The sequence below is a fragment of the Priestia sp. FSL H7-0729 genome, assembly GCF_038005685.1.
Lineage (GTDB): Bacteria > Bacillota > Bacilli > Paenibacillales > Paenibacillaceae > Paenibacillus.
This window is the reverse complement of the sequence record NZ_JBBOTQ010000002.1, coordinates 125,411-144,058: the sequence shown is the minus strand read 5'-3', so window position 1 is coordinate 144,058 and position 18,648 is coordinate 125,411. Positions and strand designations below refer to the sequence as shown.

The following is an 18,648-nucleotide window of genomic DNA, read 5'->3' as shown; positions in this document are numbered from 1 at the left end:
CTACCTCAAAAGTCATTTGTGCCTGATCCTCTCTTTCCATAACTGTCCGGCCTGAAGGCTCTCCGTCACCGTGTCGTATACCAGTCTGCCAATCGCCGCCCCTGCTGTGGTGGCTGTCCCCGCATAAGCGATCATCGGTTGTGGTTCTTCCACTGCCTGACGTACTGCAAACACAATGGCATCGGTTGTGGTGCCCGTGGCGGGCAACCCGTTCTCCGAATCCAGAACCCCCGCATCCGCCAGCGCTGCCGCTTTGGCTTCCACTGCCGTCTGTACCGCATTCAGCATCGCCCCGGTGGTCATGCGTCCATTCAACCAGAGCATAATGTTAATTGTACCCGGGACATAGGGCTGCATCGTTAGATCCCGTGCTGAAGGAGCAGAACGCTTCATGGCAGAAGACATCTTCTTATTTCCCGCTGCATCAAATACCGTTCTCTCCGACCCCGCGCGTGCTGCATTCGATACACCCGCAGTCGTGCAGCACAGAAGACCAAATTCATCAGTAGTATATTCCTGAATGGAGGTATGCTCCAGCCTTACGGCTGTCAGTAATCCCGCACATTGATCCCGCGGCTCACGCCATTCGTTTAGCGCTTGTTCGATATCACGCGGCGGATCATCACAACGGTAATGCCTGTCCACATAGATATTAAATATGCGATCCAGTTCAAGCATCCCGCCGCCGTAAACCGCACTCGACAACGCTTGGGCAGCCATTGGGCTCTGTGCTTTGATATGTCGTTCATGTGCAGATATGTTCAGTCCTGGCCAGGAAGAGGCCGCATATTCATTCTCGTCTGTTTTTCCATTCGCAAAATAATTATAAAACGGGAGTGTCACTACCGCATCCCTCCCTGTTCCTGTTCCGAATCTTTCGTCTGCTCCTGCTGACTTGATTCATGAATGGAGGTCTGATCGACATTCGGATATCCCTTGGTTTCCAGCACGCTGCCCAGCACTTCGAGTAATGTGGCATTGGCGTCTGCATCCTTGACCGCGAAACGTACATGCCCTTCGTCAAGCCCCGGATACATGGCACAGCTGCGAATCAGGATACCCCTTCGGCCCAGCGCCTCCTGTATTGATGCTGCTGTCCAAGGGGCTGGCACACGTGCCAAAATAAAGTTCGCCTCTCCCGGTGTCACCACACATCCACGCGCCTGCAGTCCTGCGATGAGATGATCCCGTTCCCGCGAGATCTGTGATATGGTCTCCTGTTCGTACCGTTCTCCACTGCACAGACAGGCTTCACCTGCCATGAGCGCCAGACCGTTAACACTCCACGTCACCTGTTTCTTCGTCATCGCCTGGATGTGTTCCGCACGACCCAAAGCATAGCCGAGACGCAAACCCGGAATGGCATAAAACTTCGTCATCGAACGAATGATGATCACATTGGGATAGTCATTCAGATGTGCTGCCAGGGACTGGCGCCGGGCTGCCGGAATAAAGTCCATAAATGCCTCATCAATGACGAGCACGGTTCCCGTTTTTTCCGCATTACGGGCAAGGCTTTGCAATACCTCAAGCGGATATTGTACACCGTTCGGATTGTTCGGCTGGCCGAGGAAGAGCAGGTCTACCTTTTCCATGAGTTGCTCGATGTCCTCGGGTTTCGCTCGCCACGCCAGCTCTTCTCTCCCCACTGTATGCACAACCTCGGCGCCGAATTGTTGTGCCAACGCTCGATACTCCGAGAATCCCGGTTCCACCGTACCCACCTTGCGCGGGGCAAGACCCAGCAGAATGAGCGCCATACTTTCGGCTGCACCATTGCCCACGGAAATCTGCTCCTGCATCACACCAAGACGCTCGCTCAGCAGTGCCTTGAATCCCCGATGCGCCGGATCGGGATACCGAATCACCGACTGCAATCCTTGCTGCATAGCCTCCAGCACCCCTCTGGGCGGACCGAGCGGATTAATGTTGGCACTGAAATCCAGAAAGTCAACGGCTTCCCTTCCAAATCGTGACGCAGCCGTCTCCACATCCCCGCCATGTCCGAACACTTCGATATAACCGGTCATTCTTCCGTCATCCTTTCTGTATGTCCTTTTTATTATGGATGGCACGGGAGGTGTGGGTCAATCCTGTTTTCTTTGTGTCCCAACCATAATTCGTTTACAATAGAAGAGGAATTTCGGTTCCTTTTGATATACAAGGTTCACTACATAAGGGACTAGCAATCCCTCACATACATTAATGGAGGAATGACCATGCTGTTTGTAGACAACCAGGGCATTACAGATCCTTCTGTAAACCTTGCGATCGAGGAGTACATTCTGAAACATCTTCCGATGGAGGATGACAGCTATCTGCTGTTCTACATTAACCGTCCGTCGATCATCATCGGAAAGCATCAAAATACGATTGAAGAAATTAATATCGAGTACGTTCAGGACAACGGTGTGCAGGTGGTTCGTCGTCTTTCGGGAGGCGGAGCGGTATATCACGATCTGGGCAACCTGAATTTCAGTTTTATTACAGCGGATGACGGTCAATCCTTCCACAATTTCCGCAAGTTCACCCAACCTGTGGTTGAAGCTTTGCACGAGCTTGGTGTAAATGCCGAGTTGACCGGGCGTAATGATCTGCAAGTGGGCGAAAAGAAAATCTCGGGCAATGCCCAGTTTTCCACACGTGGGCGCATGTTCAGTCATGGCACATTGATGTTTGATCTGAATCTGGAGCATGTTCAAGCTTCCCTGAACGTCAATCCCGAGAAGTTCAAATCCAAGAGCACCAAATCCGTGCGCAGCCGGGTCGCCAACATACGGGATCTGATCGACACCAACTTGACGATTGAGCAGTTCCGTGATGAGCTGTTACGTCACATTTTCGGAATGGAGCCTAAGGACGTTCCACAGTACACGCTCACTGACAAGGACTGGGACAAAATCAAGGAAATCTCCGCTGAGCGTTATAACAATTGGGACTGGAACTATGGCTTGTCTCCGGAAAGCAATGTGAAGCACACTCGCAAATTCCCTGTCGGCATCATCGATCTGCGCATGAACATCAAGGATGGACGCATCGAAGATATTAAAATCTTTGGCGACTTCTTCGGTGTAGGCGATGTGGCGGATATCGAAAATATGCTACGCGGCAAGCGTTATGAGGAATCCGATGTGCGTACTGCACTTGAGGGCCTGGATGTAAAACATTACTTCGGCAACCTTGAGCTGGAGGACTTTATCGGCCTTGTATTCTTGGAAGAGTAGGATTTAGATGTAAGGATAGTTTCAGAACGAAGTCTAAGATTACACGTTAACGGAGAAGACAGAATTCATCGGGAGAAGCGAAGCGTTCGCCTAAGGCTTTTTGTAAAAAAGCTACATCGGAAGCATATGCTTATCAACGGATTTCCCCTTAGGGGAATAGAATCAAAAATCCGGGGATAACAGCGATCGAAAGATGAATCTGTATTCGGAGTGGCCTCGTGTAAAACTTATTTTTTCGTTCGTTAGTATAGATACAGATAAAAAAGGAGAGAAACACAGATGACCTACAAATTGATCGCAATCGACATTGATGACACACTGATCAACGATAACAAGGAAGTAACCCCTGCGACACAAACTGCACTGGAACAAGCAGTTGCCCATGGTGTAACTGTAACGCTGGCGACTGGACGTGCTTATGCTTCCGCACAAGCGCTTGCTCGTCAAACCGGACTTAACGTGCCGATCATTACGTATCAAGGCGCATTGGTGAAAAACCTGCTGGACGAAAAAGTACTTTATGAGCGCTACGTTCCACAGGAAGCTTCCCGTAAATTGTATGATTACTGCCTGGAGAACAATCTCCACCTTCAAACATACATTGACGACAAGTTGTATGCTCGTGAGGAAAACGACAAGTTGCGTGATTATGCCAAATTAAACGGCACCCAATATTATATCGAATCTGATTTCATCAAAGTCATCGAACAAAAAACACCAAAGCTGCTTATTATCGATGAGCCGGATTACTTGGATAAGGTTGCCGTTGACCTGCGCGAATTGCTCGGACCACAAGTGCATATCACCAAATCCAAACCTTACTTCCTCGAGATTATGCACAATGAAGGAACTAAAGGCCACGCCCTTACGTTCCTGGCAGACCACTTTGGTCACCAGCTCAGCGAGTGTATTGCCATCGGCGACTCCTGGAACGACCATGAGATGCTCGAAGTTGCTGGTCTTGGTGTAGCGATGGGCAATGCCATCCCTGCGTTGAAAGAGCTGGCGGACTACATTACGGCGAGCAATAACGAAGATGGCGTAAAAGAGGTTATTGAGAAGTTTGTATTGAACGCAGAGTAAATAAGAGCAACGAACAGCCCAGTCCGGCGAATTTCGCCGTGCAGGGCTGTTTTTTTGATTTTAAAAATATGATCATTATCCTGTTTAAACGATTATATTAGGTATATTTCTCTGTTATTTTTTATGTTTTGAGAGCAACAATGCGGTAATCAAAGATAATTGTAGTGAAATCGTAATCGCCATAGCTAAGAGGACACGATCTGTATCTGGAACATCGTCAAAAAACAAAACAATAAAAAATACAATGAATGAGACTACAATGCTAGCTATGAAATTTGCAATAATTCCTTTCATGCTTTGCCTCCTCCCCGAACCTTCAGTCACCACTATTTAGTGTCTTACTTGCTCAAGGCAGCATGCTGAAAAGACTCAAGCAGTTTCTTGATTTGCCCATCAAATTCCAGTTGAAATGACGGAATGATCTCATCTATTCTTTGCTGGAACAACTCCGGATCCTGGACACCAAGCTCTGCTCTTAACTCCATTTCTTCTTCGGAACCATTGTCGTTCAGGATCATGTTCAGGATTTCACCTTTAAAGTATTCACTCGGAGGAAGGATTAGAGCATTCATCAGGAACTGGGTAAAAAAGAGATGTCTATTATTTTCCTGACTCGCCTTTTTCATCGCCTGCTTAGTAAACAAGTTTATATACTTCTGAGCAAACGCAACCCCTTTCATTCGGGAAGTACCGACATGTTCGACCCCTTTCCAACGCAGATCAGCTACAGAACTAAGCCACCAGGCCGGTTCAATGGCCTGCTGCATACGAAGCAGCACTTGGCGCTCAAACTGCGGCTCGGGATGCATTCGCTGCTCATCCAGACATTTCCCTATGGTCTCGGCTTCAATTGCAGCGACCGTCATGCCTTGGCCATGGATCGGATCGAAGCTGCAAAATGCATCGCCAAGGACGAGTAATCCGGAGGGCCAATTCTCCATGAGTTCAAAATGTTGACGGACAGACTCGGAAATACGATATCCTCGTGGCCCTTGAAAAGGCTCCAACTGGTTTTCCAACGCTACGATTTCATCCGAAGCAAACAAATGCTTGATTTGCTCTTGGAACTCATCCGGATGGGTTGAAGGATATTCATCTCCTCCTGCGTTAAACAGTAATAGTCCAGCGATATCATTTTCAATGCGCCACAACATGCCCGCACGAATTCCTTGCGCAGGATCGGACTCTGTTATCAACGTTCCCCAGTTATTTTGAATAGAGGGTGGTATCTTATAATAGCGGGTGCTGTAACCAAGAGACACCTTCAACACTTCCGGCTCAGGCACGGACAACCCTATCTGTTCAAGCCATCTGATCAATTTGGAAGAACGTCCCGCGGCATCAATAACCATATCTGCTGCAAGTATTTCTTCCCGGTTATCCCGACTTCTTTCTTTGGTATACACGCCTGTAATCGAACGCTGATCTTCTGATGCCATTAACCCGGTAACTTCCGTGCTCGTTAAGAAGCTTATATGATCTATGTTCTGGACTCGCTGACGCAGTACCCATTCCAGCAGAGCTCTGCTGCTTGATGCAATTTTGAATGAGGAAGCGGCATTCGCCTTATTGACTAATGTACCGTAGCGATTGGCAATCATAAACTTCTCTTCATGTGAAGGAATGGCACCAAGCGCGACCAATTCGTCATTGTATCCGGGAAAGTACTGTTCCAGAATGAGTCCGCCGCGCGGCAATACACGATGTGGATGAAAGGACTGAGGAACACCCTGCCGATTCGCCGGCTCAGAAGGCAATTCATCTCGCTCAATGATACATACCTCATCATAATAATCAGATAACATCCTTGCAGTGATTAATCCTGCAATACCTGCCCCAATTACCACAGCTTTTTTCATGTCGGACATCGCCACTTCACCCTCTCTAATCCATCATATTTTATCTACACTTGTATCTCTATCAAAAAATTACTTATAATACCAATATACACTTGAAATCTCGTATCATGTAAGAATCAATGTGTTGATACTATATAGCTAAACTACAATAAGGAACTGATGGAGAGATATTCAGAAGTGATTTTCTGGAATTGAAGAGAAGAGGTAAACAATTTTCACTTCCCATAGAACTGCTAGCCGAGTTTCACTCGGGGGTGATTCGTTTACTTGTGACGTGGTGGATACAACATTTCGAAGAGAATGTTACGGCAAAACAGATGGATGAATATTATTACCTACCGGTTAATGAGAACATCATGTTGGAATAACAAACAGCTCAACCTAAAATCAATGGCTGATTTTGAGATTGAGCTGCATACCTTCAAACTTCACCTATTTTAAAACAGACTCGGAAGCCTGCACTGTCATCCTCGCACGACTTCTTTTCTTCAACCAGCCGCTCACCTTCTCATTCATCGCCAGCAGACCTGAGACGACCAGCACCACACCGATCCACGTAATCCAGCTGACATGTTCCCCGTAGACCACAGCGCCAAGCCCTACGGCAATGGGCGGTGAGATATACAGCCAGGTTGCCGGGAACAACGGATTCGTGCGAGACATGATCCAATAGAACAGACTGTGCCCAACCATCGAGCCAATAACAGTCAAATATATCACGGACGAGACAGCAGGCACCCAATCCAAAGCTGACATGTTCCAGGATTCTGTCACCGCTGAGAGCAAGCTTAACAACAGTCCCCCATACATCATCTGTACTGCGTTGATCGCCACGGGGTTCGTTTCTTTGAACTGATTAATAACCTTTTTGGAGTACAATGCACCTGCTGAATAACAGACTTCCCCTACCAGTACCGCGATACAGCCCCACATAAACAGAGAACCTGCACCAAGTGATACACCAGGCAGCACAACCAGAACCACACCGGTGAACCCGATCAGGCAGCCTGTAATCATACGGGCAGATGTTTTTTGCCGTAACAGCGCCGTCTGCATCAACATAATCATCAGTGGCCCTGTCGCTGACAGAATGGCACCCACACCCGAGCTCACATGCTGTTCAGCCCAATATAATGTGGCAAAGGTGCCGAAGGTCAGCCCCGCTCCCGTCAGCAGCATCTCCTTACGGAACAGGAGTGACCAGCTCACTTTGCCCTTCATTCTCATCCATGCAAACATCAGCGCCCCCGCGATTACAAATCGCAATCCGGCTGACAGAAAAGGCGGCATACCTGCCTCCACTCCAATTTTAATAGCCAAAAACGTTGTACCGAAAATAAGACACATAACCGTAAATGCAATCCCCACCATGATAACCACTCCTTTATCTGTTCTTCATCATATCTCATGGTCCATAGAACAGAATGAACAAAACAGAACAGTTATCGCCTATTAGCTGTTACAATAGAGTTCAAAAGGAGTGTGAGCCGGATGGGCAAAACCTTGATGATGACAGATAACAGCCTGAAATTATATGAGCAAGTCATCCATTATCTCGTTGTGCGTATAGAAGCGGGAGAGTGGGCCGAACATGAAAAACTGCCATCTGTACGAAGCCTGTCCGAGCTACTCGGCGTACATCGTCTGACCGTTTTCAAAGCCTATCAGGAGTTAAAGGAACGTGGGAATGTTTATGTGAAGGACAAGTCCGGCTATTATGTCAGTCCAGCAACTCCATTCTCTGTAACGGATCAGGCAGATGATCCCGCCGTGGCTGCCTGGTTGCATTGGGACTCCCTCGCACATGTACAATCGCTTGAAGCCGAATTCCAGTTTTCCAAATCATTGATTGATCCCGCCCTGCTTCCCAATCGGTATTGGGGAGAACTGATGCGCGATCTGCTGGATCAATATCCACGTCTGCTCGGAACGTACTCCACGATTCAGGGAGATTTGGAATTGCGTAGTGCCCTGGCAAGCCATCTGACAACCAAGGAACGCTTCTACCTATCCGCAGACGAGGTGTTAATTACATCAGGTGCCCAGCAAGCGATCGACGTCATCTCGCGGACGCTCGTCAAGCCCGGAGATCGGGTCTTGATGGAACGGCCTACGTATGGGCCGGCCATGGAGATTTTCCGCAAACAAGGTGCCCGGCTCGTCTTCACCGACATTCATCCCGAGGGTTATGATCTGGAGCAGATCGAACATCTGATGAAGAGTGAGAAGCCGCGCCTCTTTTATATGACACCGACCTTTCAGAATCCAACCGGCATGAATGTTCCAGTAGAACAGCGCAAGCAGTTACCCGAACTTGCAGAACAGTATGGTTGTTTTCTGCTTGAAGACGACAGCACCTATGATATCTATTTTAAGGAGAAACCTCCTGCACCCATTTTCACCTACGACACCACTGGGCACACCCTATACATTCGCAGTTATAGCAAGTATGTTGCACCCGGGCTTCGGATTGCTGCCATCATATGCCGTCAGCGTTTCATGCCAGGACTACAGGCTGTAAAATCACTGACAGATAACGGATCGCCCCTCCTGAACCAGAAGCTTTTTCTCCGTTATTTTCAGTCAGAACGTATGCATCAGCATCTGTCCAAGCTGCGGACCGCCATCCAGCTAAGGATGGAAGTGATGGAACAATCTCTGCTGGAAACGGACTGGACGTGGACCCGGCCGGAGGGCGGACTCAACTTTTGGGTAGAGCTTCCTAAGGGCGTGGATACAGGAAGACTGCTTCACCAGTGCATGGAACAATCGGTTGCCTTTGTACCCGGAACCGTATTTGATTCTTCGGATCATTCAGCCAGTCGCAAGCTGCGCCTGTCCTTCTCTTATGCACATGAGCAGCAGATTCGTGAAGGCATGAGCAGGCTTATTACGCTGGCCAACGAAATGTAAGGTATGAATTATAAATCAAAAAGCCCGAAAGGTCACATGACCTTCCGGGCTTTTGTTATGAATTGGATATGACCTTATCCACCAATCCATATTCGACTGCTTCAGCAGCGGTCAGGAAATAGTCTCGATCCGAGTCCTTCTCAATCCGCTCAATCGACTGTCCTGTATGGTCAGCGAGCAGTTGGTTGAGGCGATGGCGGTGCTCAATGATGCGGTTAGCATGAATCAACATATCCGCTGCCTGCCCACGAGTACCACCGAGCGGTTGATGGATCATGATCTCACTGTTCGGCAGTGCCATGCGTTTCCCTTTGGCACCACCCACCAGCAATATTGCACCAAAGCTTGCTGCCATACCCGTACAGATCGTCGAATCATCCGGTTTCACGAACTGCATGGTGTCATAGATGGAGAAACCTGCTGTCACCGATCCGCCGGGACAATTGATGTACATCTGAATATCCTTCTCCGGGTCCTCTGCAGTCAAAAATAATAACTGTGCCACAATGGCATTCGCCATCTGATCCTCAATCTCCCCTGATACCATAATGATCCGGTCCTTGAGCAAACGTGAATAAATATCATAACTCCGCTCTCCGCGGGCTGTCTGTTCTACTACATACGGCACTGCATTCATATGTGTCGCCTCCTTGGTTTAAGCAACCATGGTGACCGTGTACCCACCTCCATACGACATCGAGTTCATACCAGAAGTGGAGTACCCGTACATCATTGGCTGCATGGATGGAGACGGCAAAGTCTGCTGCAAAATCGTCCCCGCCACAGCCAGCGGATCCTCGGTCCGGTTCAGGCACAGATCAATGATTTGGGCAGTATCTCCAGTACGAAATGCCAGCAAATAACTGCGCAATTCCTCCCGATGATTTTCCACTGCGCCTTCCTCATACTGTGATTCTGTGTCCGATTGTTCCAACCCGTGCCTCACTTCAGCTATGGAAGAGCGGGCTCGACTTAACGCTGCTTTCACAGCGCCTTCTGTCGTATCCAACATTTCTGCAGTCTCTGCCGCCTTGTAACCCATTAATTCACGTAATACATATATCACTCGCTGCCACGGTGGTAGCTTATCTATTAGGAGTTGAACGGCAGACTCCAATTCCTCGAATCGGCTTTCTTCCTCCATTTCGTGCAGGAGCGGCTTCACTCTATCCAGTTTACAGGCCAATCTCTCACGCTGACGTAAGATATCAATCCAGCTGTTGCGTGCAATACGGATCAGATAAGCTTCCCAATTCATGTCTTTATTCATCCCGGAAGATCCAACCTCACTCGACGACAATACTTTGAGACAGGTCTCCTGAACCAGATCCTCCGTCTCTTGAACTGATTTCGTCAGCGATAAACAATACGCATACAACGAACCCATCAGATCGGGTAATCGCGCATGAATGCTTTGGTTCAATTGGTTTGTTCCAGCGGTACTACCGGATTCAATATGGGATTTATCTGGTTTACCATCATCATGTGGTCTGTTGATCCTGCAATCCACGGACTTCACAAAGGCCATCTTGGGGGCCCCCCTTTGCTGGTTCCTGATTGATTTTGACTTACACTATGTAAACGAAGAACCTCCTCCAAAGGATACGCTCTTCTCCATTTATTTTTATTACGATGCCTCAAGTCGAGTTACGCATTCGTTTCAAACTATAAGGTTCCAAGCGGCACCTTCATCCCGGTAAGGGCAATCGTAATGCCTTGATCCAGATTATGATTCTTCCTTACATCAACGTCATGAGACATATGTGTAAAATAGGTATGACCCGGTTTCAGTTCCCGCAGCAGCTCCTGCGCCTCGCGCATATCATACACGGAACGTGTTGAGAATTCCGCAAGTTCATGCACAAAGCTTGTTCCGAGCACTAACAGATCCAATCCATGTAACGGCTCTTTCTCGGATGTTTTCAGGTCAATGGCATCTGAACAATACGCCCAACGATAGCCTTCCCGATCCAATCGATATGCGTACGAATACCCGTTATGTCCATGACATACTTTCCAGGAACGCACCTTCCACCCACTAAGTTCAATACCATCATCCGTTTCAAGAAAGTCCATATGACGCCCCAACCATGGAAACTGTCCCTGAATGGTAGCAATCACTTCGCGTGGTGCATAACAACGTCCCTTTACACCCAGCCAGCGGCATGCATCCGCCCATTCCGGTAATCCGCCAATATGGTCAAAATGGGCATGCGTGATGAGCAGCGTATGCACCATACGCAATCCCTGATCCTCCATCTGTGATCTCCAGTCCGGTCCGCAGTCAATCATGAACTGTTCACTCGCACCATCCGCACCACCGTCAATCAGAACAGAAGAGCGTTTCCGTTTATTCTCTCCCGTAAGCCTTGCCTCTGTACATACTTCGCAATCACAATACACACGTGGAACGCCCATCGCATCGCCAGTGCCCAGAAATGTTAGCTGATTCAATCCGCATTCCCCCTGAATTAATGATATGTAGATTGTAATCGTCCACCCCTGTTTTTGCAAAAAAAAAGACCATCCCGCTGCAGTTCTCCACTGCAATTCGGGACAGTCTGTGGTCTGACCGTTCACCGTCAGACTTTAATTCCATGCTTCGCTCCATTCGGGAGCGTACGCTTCGTCAGCATGTGGTGCAACCTTATAAGCCGGTCATCCGCATGAAGATCAGGCCTTACCTTTTAATCAGGCCACGACCGATTAATTCGAGTCATACTCGGCGCTGGAACTACACCAGTGCCCGCAGCTTTAGTGTCAATTCCTTACCCGCAGGTACATCCTTTGAACACGTAATCACCCAGTTCGACGCAAGCCGCTTCGCCAGTACTTCTGCCTGCTCCGGTTTCAACTGTAATCCGGTGACGATTCCTTCACCCACTGTGAAGTCTCTCTCTGGCTGTACCTTAAAGGCCTTTTCCAACCAGATTCCGAGTCCACCACGCGTGTTAAAGGTAATCCGGTACCCATCTTTTACTGCTGCCTCCAGATTTTCACCATGCTCATCCGCATACGAGAAAAATTCGTTATATCGGTATTCCTCTTCAGACACGGCGTCAAAAGCGGAAACGTCTTTGGCTTGAATGGCTTTTAATATTTCTTCCTCAGGCATCCCCTTACCTCGGGCCTGCTCCAGTCGAATTGCTGTACTTTGGGATAATTTGATCTCTGCACTCATTCAACTCACACCTTCCTGCTAGTACTATGTAACAATCATGATTCAGTATACCTCTATTATAACCTTTTGGCAGTAAAAAGCCTCCATCTCTACTTCCATTGAAATGAAGGGTGAGCTTCAGATCTCAAGTTTCATTTCATTGATTTGAAAAAGTGAATATCATATTTTAATAGAACAAAATAAAAATATTTACAAAATATACAAATTAATCTAATATATAGTTGTCCGGACTTAGTTCAAATAATCACATTGTTAAGGGAGGTTTTTTCATGAAATTAGGAAAAATTTTAAAAAGCACTACTTTCACTCTGATTTTCACTGGGTTGCTAGCATCGAGTGCTTTAGCAGCTGGTACCGGTGATGATCCGACACCTACGAAAGACATTCCAACGGTAAAACAACAACTAGTATTTTCAAAAAAGTTAAAAGAATTACAGATTCATAAGGACAGAGTCGAAAGCAAATACAACATCATGGCTCTTGGTGACTTAAGAACGGTGGGTGTTACCCCATTCAAACAAGAAACGACCTATTGGTGCGGGCCTGCTACAACGAAGCAAGTATTAAATTACTTAAATGGCAGTTCAGAATCACAATCCTACTACGCCCAAAAACTAGGGACTACGAGAGATGGCACTGACTTTACAGTGGTTGACAATGTTCTAAATAATCTACAATCCAATTATACTTATTCTTACTCTACGTCACTCCCTATTGAAACATGGAAGTATGCCATCATGTATTCATCCGATAACTACCATCCAGCTGTATTAGATTTAAAAATTACTGGAAATGAATTAGAAAATTATACAGGAACTGTAAGCGGTCATATAATAAATGTCTCAGGTTATGACTTTAGAACAAATGATGCTAAAGTAAGACTCACAGACCCTTACGACCAAGGAAATAGAGGGAAAACGCATGGTAATAAGTGGTACAGTCTTGAAAAAGTATGGCAGGCTAATCAAAACCACTTTAGACAAGCAATAATATGGTAAGATAAAAGATTGACTAGAAGCAGGGAAGGTTACTTCCCTGCTTCACTACTCTACAGGTCTACAGGGGGCTCAAACATGAATATGAAATATGGACGTAAATCTATTCATATCACATTAATGCTTACATTATTGCTCACAGCATGTACCAATTCAACTCCAGCCAATCCAACTACAGATCAGCACATACCTAAAAAGCCATCTACTACATTGGAAACTGCACCTGAAACCAATTTACTAGACTCATCTCATGATCAAACTGCACCAGAACTGCCAGAGGTTAAACCCGACGTTGCATTCAAACTCCCCTTCAGAATGGATTCAGTGACCATCAAAAATGATGTTTTAGATCGTAATACCGTCGTGGCTAGCTACAAAGATGACAACGACAGTGTCATTTTTAGCAGAGATTTTTCTACAACTGAATTAACCGAGATGGAGATCATCCAGTTTGACACGAAAAAGAATACGTATACTTCTCGCTACCGCGCTGCGAAAGGCATCATTATTAATACTCTAGTGTCTGTTGGAGACGACTTATTTTGGATAGAGAACACAGCTAACCCAACGGATAATAATACACCATGGCAAATTCTACGGATGAAGCGAGATGATCTTAAGGCATCGCCTGTCGTTTTTGCCGAAGGCATTAGCGAAGATCAAATGGCCGTCCCTGTATTAAGAACCTATCAAGATGAAATTAGCTGGATAGAGAAGAAGATCACCAATCACATCGTTAAAAATGAAGCATTTATTTATAATGTAAAAAGCAGTATCAAGACCAAGGTAACCACACAATTGCTAAATGAACAAGATAAAAAGAACAGAGATGGTGTTTTCCTTGATGTACAAAGGCCTATTGATGAGGGATTATTGATACAACAAACGTTTTTTGAAAATAAAGGTGCAAACAATGTAAAACGCTTTGACATTCTTTTGTATCCTAAAGATCATTCCGAACCTGAAGTTATTGTTAAAGATCGTGAAGACATTTATGATTTCACAGCAAATGAACAATGGATTGTATTAACAGCGGAGAGTAATACTGAAATCTTAGATCGAAAAACAAAAAAACTGATTTACTCCATTACTCACGACAGCTCCCTACTCGGTGGATACTCGCCTTTTTTATTTGAAAATCAGCTTATCTACAAACAATCCCCCTATATTATGGCTGTAGATTTAGCCACAGGCAATAAGCAACGAGTAATTAAAAAAGAAGGAAGCTATACACCTATTTATAATTTCGGAGATAATCTCACCTTTACTCGCATGGAATATGACAAGGATAGTATTCAAGCTGAATTGTATTTTATGGACTTCAATCCAGAATAGCAATAATAGTACTGTAAGAATAAATCCAGAGCATTTTTGCTTTAACTCCCGTTCACATAAATGGCCTCCCCATGGTTAGACATGATCTAACCATGGGGAGGCCATTTCAATGCTGTACGATTCCACTACAGCCCCGCGAGCACCTGATACCACACGCCGCGTTTGGAGTACAACGTACTGCGTACCTCTTCCCATCCCCCTAGATAGTTAATATCAAATAGCCCTTCTGGCGTTGGGAATGTGGACTCCGTCTGTGCAAATACATCCGGATCTACTGAACGAAAACCATGCTTGGCAAAAATACGCTGCGCTTCTGGTGTACGCAGATATGCGACAAAGGCTTCTGCCAGTTCGCGATTCCCATGTTTGTCGGCATATTTATTCACTACAACTGCCGGGTTCTCAATCAGGATCGTATTTTTCGGAATGACAATGTCATAATCTACACCTTTCGCGATCCGGGCAAGCAATTCATTTTCATACGTGACGATTACATCACCGACACCATATTCGAATGCCGCCATCGAAGAACGACCACTCTTGTCCAATGATTCAACGTTACGATGTACCTGTTCGAGAAAAGCCTTGGCTGCGGCAGGATCTTTCTTCCCCTCTTGCTCCTCCGACAGTTTCAATCCAGCACCGTAAATGGCATTAATGTCCCATTGTGCGCCCCCGGATGTCTTTGGATTGGGGTACAATACCTTCACACCAGGCTTCGTTAAATCCTGAAAATCACGAATCCCCAGCGGGTTGCCTGCTCTTGTTCCCAGAACAACAATCGAACGAGTAATCATGCCTTCATTAGGGGTCTGTTTCCAATCGTGGCTAACCAGATCGGCCTTGACCAGCTTGTCGATATCACTCTCCATCGCGAGCAAGGCCACATCCGCCTCGAATCCACCAACGATGGCTCTTGCCTGTGTACCCGATGCTTCATAGGACTCCTGGAAGTTAATTGTCTGTCCGGTCTTCGCCTTCCACTCCTCCTGGAACTTGGGTAGCAACTCGCCTACAGCATCTTTCGCTACACTGTAAGCACCAATCACCAGCGTATTGGATGAATCGTTACCAGAGGGCTCGTTCTGTTCGCTTGCCCCCTCCTGCTTGCTGCACCCAGCGGTCATGCAGACGAGCAGAAGCATGAGGGCAACATTTAAGAGTATGGCTTTCTTCTTCCTCGTCTGCATGGGCAGCCCCTTTCTTCCACTTGATCTAAATCATCACCGGCATCGGATCTTCCTTCAGTCGGTTCTCAACCACCCAACTGTTGGAGTCATTGAACAGGTATGCACGGTGTACAAGAACGCGAATTTGTTGACCGATCTCCAAGGTCGTTTTCTCCAGGGAACGATAAGTGATTAACTTGTGCCCCTGTACGTCCACCTCTACCATCCATTGACTGCCGCGGAAATGAAGATGTTTGACTGTCCCTTTTTCTGTTGCAGACAGCATCGTGAATTCGTTCTTTAAGCCGATCTCAATATACTCTGGTCGAATAAGCGCTTTGGTGTGTTCACCCTCAACGGCATGTTCGAATCCTTTCAACTGGGAAGCATCCTCCACAACCGTAGATTCCCCGATAAATGTAGCAACAAATGGTGTCTGCGGGTTTTTGTAGATATCCCAAGGTGTCCCCTTCTGTTCCAGACGACCCTGGCTGATAATCATAATCTCATCCGCCACTTCAATCGCTTCATCCTGGTCATGCGTCACAAAGATCGAAGTGATTCCCACTCGCTCGATGAGCTCCCGCAACCATGAACGCAGTTCCTGACGGATCTTGGCATCAATAGCCGCGAACGGTTCATCCAGCAATAACAGTTGCGGCTCCGGGGCGAGTGCTCTGGCAAATGCCACACGCTGACGCTGCCCACCAGACAACTGATGTGGATAGCGCTGTTCGAAACCTTTTAACCCGGTCAGTTCAACCAATTCCATAACCCGATCACGTATCTGGGCTTTTGGCGTCTTCTTGACCTTGAGTCCAAAAGCAATATTCTCAAATACCGTCATATGTTTGAACAGAGCATAGTTCTGGAATACAAATCCGATCCCACGCTCCTGTGGAGGCAAGTGATTCACCACTTTTCCGTGAAAGCGAATCTCTCCGGAACCCGGATTCTCCAGTCCCGCAAGCATCCGCAGAATGGACGTCTTCCCACCTCCGCTGGGTCCAAGCAGACCGATTAGATGGCCTTTGGCAATATCGAATGAGACATCTTTTACCGCATGAAAATCACCGAAATGTTTGTTCAGATCACGGACTTCTACATGCATATTAATGCACTTCCTTTCGCTTCTTGGCCCATTCCATCATGAGCAGCAGCCCGACGGAGAAGGTGACCAGCACCAATGCCACACCATTTGCAGCAGCAACATTAAAATTCTCAACATCCTGATACACCAGCGTTGTTGCTGTCTGCGTTTTGTTCATGATATTACCGGATACAACCAGCACTGCACCGAATTCCCCAAGCGAGCGCGCAACTGTCAAGACCAGACCATACACCACTGCCCAGCGGATCGAAGGCCATGTCACACTCCAGAATGTTCTCCAGCCGTAGGCACCCAGTGTCGATGCGGCCTCCTCTTGCTGTGAACCGAGTTCCTGCAGGACAGGCATAACCTCTCTGACCATCAGTGGAAAAGTAACAAATAACGTTGCGATCACCATACCCGGGAAGGCATAGACCACATTGAATCCAATCCCTTCAAAGAACGCGCCCATAATGCTGTTAGGCCCCAACATCAATACAATCATCAAACCGCCAATGACAGGAGATACGGCATAAGGCAGGTCTACAATGCTGTTCAGCAGTCCTTTTATCCGTTCACTCAGCCATCCGGCACGAACTAGATACAGAGCCATCATGATGCCAAACAATGTATTTAACAGGGTGACTACCAGGACCACCAGTCCAGTCATCATCAAAGCGTGTAACGCCTCAGGACGCATCAGCCCTTTCAGGAATCCACCTGCCCCGTCTTCAAATGCGCCAATAAAAATGCGGCCAAGCGGGATGATCAACAGTACAATAAATACCGCAAACGTCAATCCGATTAAGAGTCGTCTCATCGTCTTCTCCCCCGCATCTGCACCAGATTGATCAGCCAGAGGATCAGGAAGGAGAGCGTCAGGAGCAACACGGATACAGCAGCGGCTCCCGTTGGATTATCACTTTCAATCTCCCCATAGATAAATACGGAAGCAGTCAGTGTTCTTCCCGGAATGTTACCAGCCACCAACACGACTGCCCCGAATTCAGCCAGTCCTCTGGAGAAAGCCAACATTCCCCCACTGATCATGCCAGGTGCCATGGACGGCAGAATAACCTGCATGAACGTGCGAGCCTTGGATGCCCCCATCGTGTACGAGGCCTCTTCCTCGGAAGGATCGATTTCTTCCAGCAAAGGCTGCACTGCACGGATCACAAACGGAAACGTGACAAAGGTCATCGCGATAACAATGGCGGGCTGATGAAATACAATCTCAAATCCCATGGATTCTGCCAGTTTCCCGATGGCACTGACCGGACCCAAAAGCAGCATAATCATCAAACCGCCCACCGCTGTCGGCAGCGCAAACGGGAGATCAACCAGACTGTTAAGAAACGATCTGCCCGCGAATCGATACCTTGTCAACACCCAGGCGATCATCGTGCCCAGCACCACATTAATAAGCGTGGCAATTACGGCCAGCCGAATCGTCAGCAGCACGGCTTTCCACGCGATGGGGTCCATAATGCTCTGAACAAAGTTGCTCCATCCTTCGGAGAAGGAATTGACGTACACACCGATGATTGGAAGTACAATAAGTACGATAAAATATAACAATACGGTACTGCGAAATCCCCAAGTCCATCCCTTATGACGAAGAACGGTATTCATTGCTGCGTTCCCTCCCAGCCTCCGGCTTTAGCTCCGGTCGGCAGTCTTCCTGGCTTCAATACTACATTTTCCTAAGTTGGATGATATTACTTTAATATTATTCCCATTAGTCTACTTGGTTTTGCTTTTCTGATACTTTACCAGTTTGCAGTGCTAATCGTCAATGC

18 protein-coding genes are annotated in these 18,648 nt (G+C 47.2%); 5 read left to right on the top strand and 13 right to left on the bottom strand.

From position 1 onward, the window contains the following. Positions 1–12: 12 nt before the first annotated feature. Together MHH93_RS06940 and cobD are read right to left on the bottom strand one after the other, a co-directional pair. Positions 13–843 carry an adenosylcobinamide amidohydrolase gene (locus tag MHH93_RS06940; RefSeq protein WP_500053427.1) on the bottom strand — a complete coding sequence of 277 codons (831 nt, stop codon included), beginning with the start codon at positions 841–843 and terminating at the stop codon, positions 13–15. Beyond that, a complete protein-coding gene (cobD, locus tag MHH93_RS06935) occupies positions 843–2,030 on the bottom strand; it encodes a threonine-phosphate decarboxylase CobD (RefSeq protein WP_500053426.1) in 1,188 nt (395 codons plus the stop codon). Before cobD ends, MHH93_RS06940 begins: the two co-directional genes overlap by 1 nt. Before the next feature lie 189 nt (positions 2,031–2,219). On the opposite strand from cobD, the gene lplA reads away from it, so the two are divergent. Beyond that, the gene (lplA, locus tag MHH93_RS06930) at positions 2,220–3,224 is read left to right on the top strand and encodes a lipoate--protein ligase (RefSeq protein ID WP_500053425.1); all 1,005 of its coding nucleotides are present in this window, start codon (positions 2,220–2,222) and stop codon (positions 3,222–3,224) included. A gap of 279 nt (positions 3,225–3,503) precedes the next feature. After that, positions 3,504–4,307, top strand: a complete 804-nt coding sequence (locus MHH93_RS06925) for a Cof-type HAD-IIB family hydrolase (protein WP_062833159.1) — start codon at positions 3,504–3,506, stop codon at positions 4,305–4,307. 114 nt (positions 4,308–4,421) lie between these two features. On the opposite strand, the gene MHH93_RS06920 is transcribed toward MHH93_RS06925, so the two are convergent. From MHH93_RS06920 to MHH93_RS06910, 3 genes are all read right to left on the bottom strand, one after another. Then, positions 4,422–4,601: a hypothetical protein gene (locus tag MHH93_RS06920; protein WP_411735947.1), complete on the bottom strand. Its 180-nt coding sequence runs from the start codon at positions 4,599–4,601 to the stop codon at positions 4,422–4,424. A gap of 44 nt (positions 4,602–4,645) precedes the next feature. Next, on the bottom strand, positions 4,646–6,175 hold the full coding sequence (locus MHH93_RS06915) for an NAD(P)/FAD-dependent oxidoreductase (protein WP_500053424.1): 1,530 nt from the start codon (positions 6,173–6,175) through the stop codon (positions 4,646–4,648). 423 nt (positions 6,176–6,598) lie between these two features. Then, a complete protein-coding gene (locus tag MHH93_RS06910; protein WP_500053423.1) occupies positions 6,599–7,537 on the bottom strand; it encodes a DMT family transporter in 939 nt (312 codons plus the stop codon). Positions 7,538–7,657: 120 nt separating this feature from the next. On the opposite strand from MHH93_RS06910, the gene MHH93_RS06905 reads away from it, so the two are divergent. Beyond that, complete coding sequence (locus MHH93_RS06905) at positions 7,658–9,079, top strand: aminotransferase-like domain-containing protein (RefSeq protein WP_500053422.1); 1,422 nt, start codon at positions 7,658–7,660, stop codon at positions 9,077–9,079. A 55-nt stretch (positions 9,080–9,134) separates the two neighbouring features. Here the strand turns inward: MHH93_RS06905 and clpP are convergent, their stop codons facing one another. The 4 genes from clpP to MHH93_RS06885 form a co-directional block, all read right to left on the bottom strand. Next, positions 9,135–9,716 (bottom strand): ATP-dependent Clp endopeptidase proteolytic subunit ClpP, encoded by a 582-nt coding sequence (gene clpP / locus MHH93_RS06900; RefSeq protein WP_500053421.1) that lies wholly within the window; start codon positions 9,714–9,716, stop codon positions 9,135–9,137. Positions 9,717–9,734: 18 nt separating this feature from the next. Continuing rightward, positions 9,735–10,607: an RNA polymerase sigma factor gene (locus tag MHH93_RS06895; RefSeq protein ID WP_500053420.1), complete on the bottom strand. Its 873-nt coding sequence runs from the start codon at positions 10,605–10,607 to the stop codon at positions 9,735–9,737. 137 nt (positions 10,608–10,744) lie between these two features. Beyond that, a complete protein-coding gene (locus tag MHH93_RS06890) occupies positions 10,745–11,533 on the bottom strand; it encodes an MBL fold metallo-hydrolase (RefSeq protein ID WP_500053419.1) in 789 nt (262 codons plus the stop codon). A gap of 280 nt (positions 11,534–11,813) precedes the next feature. Further along, positions 11,814–12,260 carry a hypothetical protein gene (locus MHH93_RS06885; RefSeq protein ID WP_500053418.1) on the bottom strand — a complete coding sequence of 149 codons (447 nt, stop codon included), beginning with the start codon at positions 12,258–12,260 and terminating at the stop codon, positions 11,814–11,816. Positions 12,261–12,529: 269 nt separating this feature from the next. On the opposite strand from MHH93_RS06885, the gene MHH93_RS06880 reads away from it, so the two are divergent. Both MHH93_RS06880 and MHH93_RS06875 read left to right on the top strand, forming a co-directional pair. Beyond that, positions 12,530–13,258: a C39 family peptidase gene (locus tag MHH93_RS06880; RefSeq protein WP_500053417.1), complete on the top strand. Its 729-nt coding sequence runs from the start codon at positions 12,530–12,532 to the stop codon at positions 13,256–13,258. Between the two features lie 75 nt (positions 13,259–13,333). After that, positions 13,334–14,590, top strand: coding sequence for a hypothetical protein (locus MHH93_RS06875; RefSeq protein WP_500053416.1), 1,257 nt, complete (start codon positions 13,334–13,336; stop codon positions 14,588–14,590). Positions 14,591–14,715: 125 nt separating this feature from the next. On the opposite strand, the gene MHH93_RS06870 is transcribed toward MHH93_RS06875, so the two are convergent. Genes MHH93_RS06870 through cysT form a run of 4 tightly spaced genes read right to left on the bottom strand, consistent with a single transcriptional unit; the run spans position 14,716 to position 18,481 of the window. Continuing rightward, entirely contained in the window at positions 14,716–15,780 is a 1,065-nt protein-coding gene (locus MHH93_RS06870; RefSeq protein ID WP_500053415.1) for a sulfate ABC transporter substrate-binding protein, read from the bottom strand. A 25-nt stretch (positions 15,781–15,805) separates the two neighbouring features. Beyond that, positions 15,806–16,870, bottom strand: a complete 1,065-nt coding sequence (locus MHH93_RS06865) for a sulfate/molybdate ABC transporter ATP-binding protein (protein ID WP_091015266.1) — start codon at positions 16,868–16,870, stop codon at positions 15,806–15,808. 1 nt (position 16,871) lies between these two features. Then, positions 16,872–17,669 carry a sulfate ABC transporter permease subunit gene (locus MHH93_RS06860; protein WP_017689977.1) on the bottom strand — a complete coding sequence of 266 codons (798 nt, stop codon included), beginning with the start codon at positions 17,667–17,669 and terminating at the stop codon, positions 16,872–16,874. Further along, positions 17,666–18,481 (bottom strand): sulfate ABC transporter permease subunit CysT, encoded by an 816-nt coding sequence (gene cysT / locus MHH93_RS06855; protein WP_500053414.1) that lies wholly within the window; start codon positions 18,479–18,481, stop codon positions 17,666–17,668. Before cysT ends, MHH93_RS06860 begins: the two co-directional genes overlap by 4 nt. Positions 18,482–18,648: the final 167 nt, after the last annotated feature.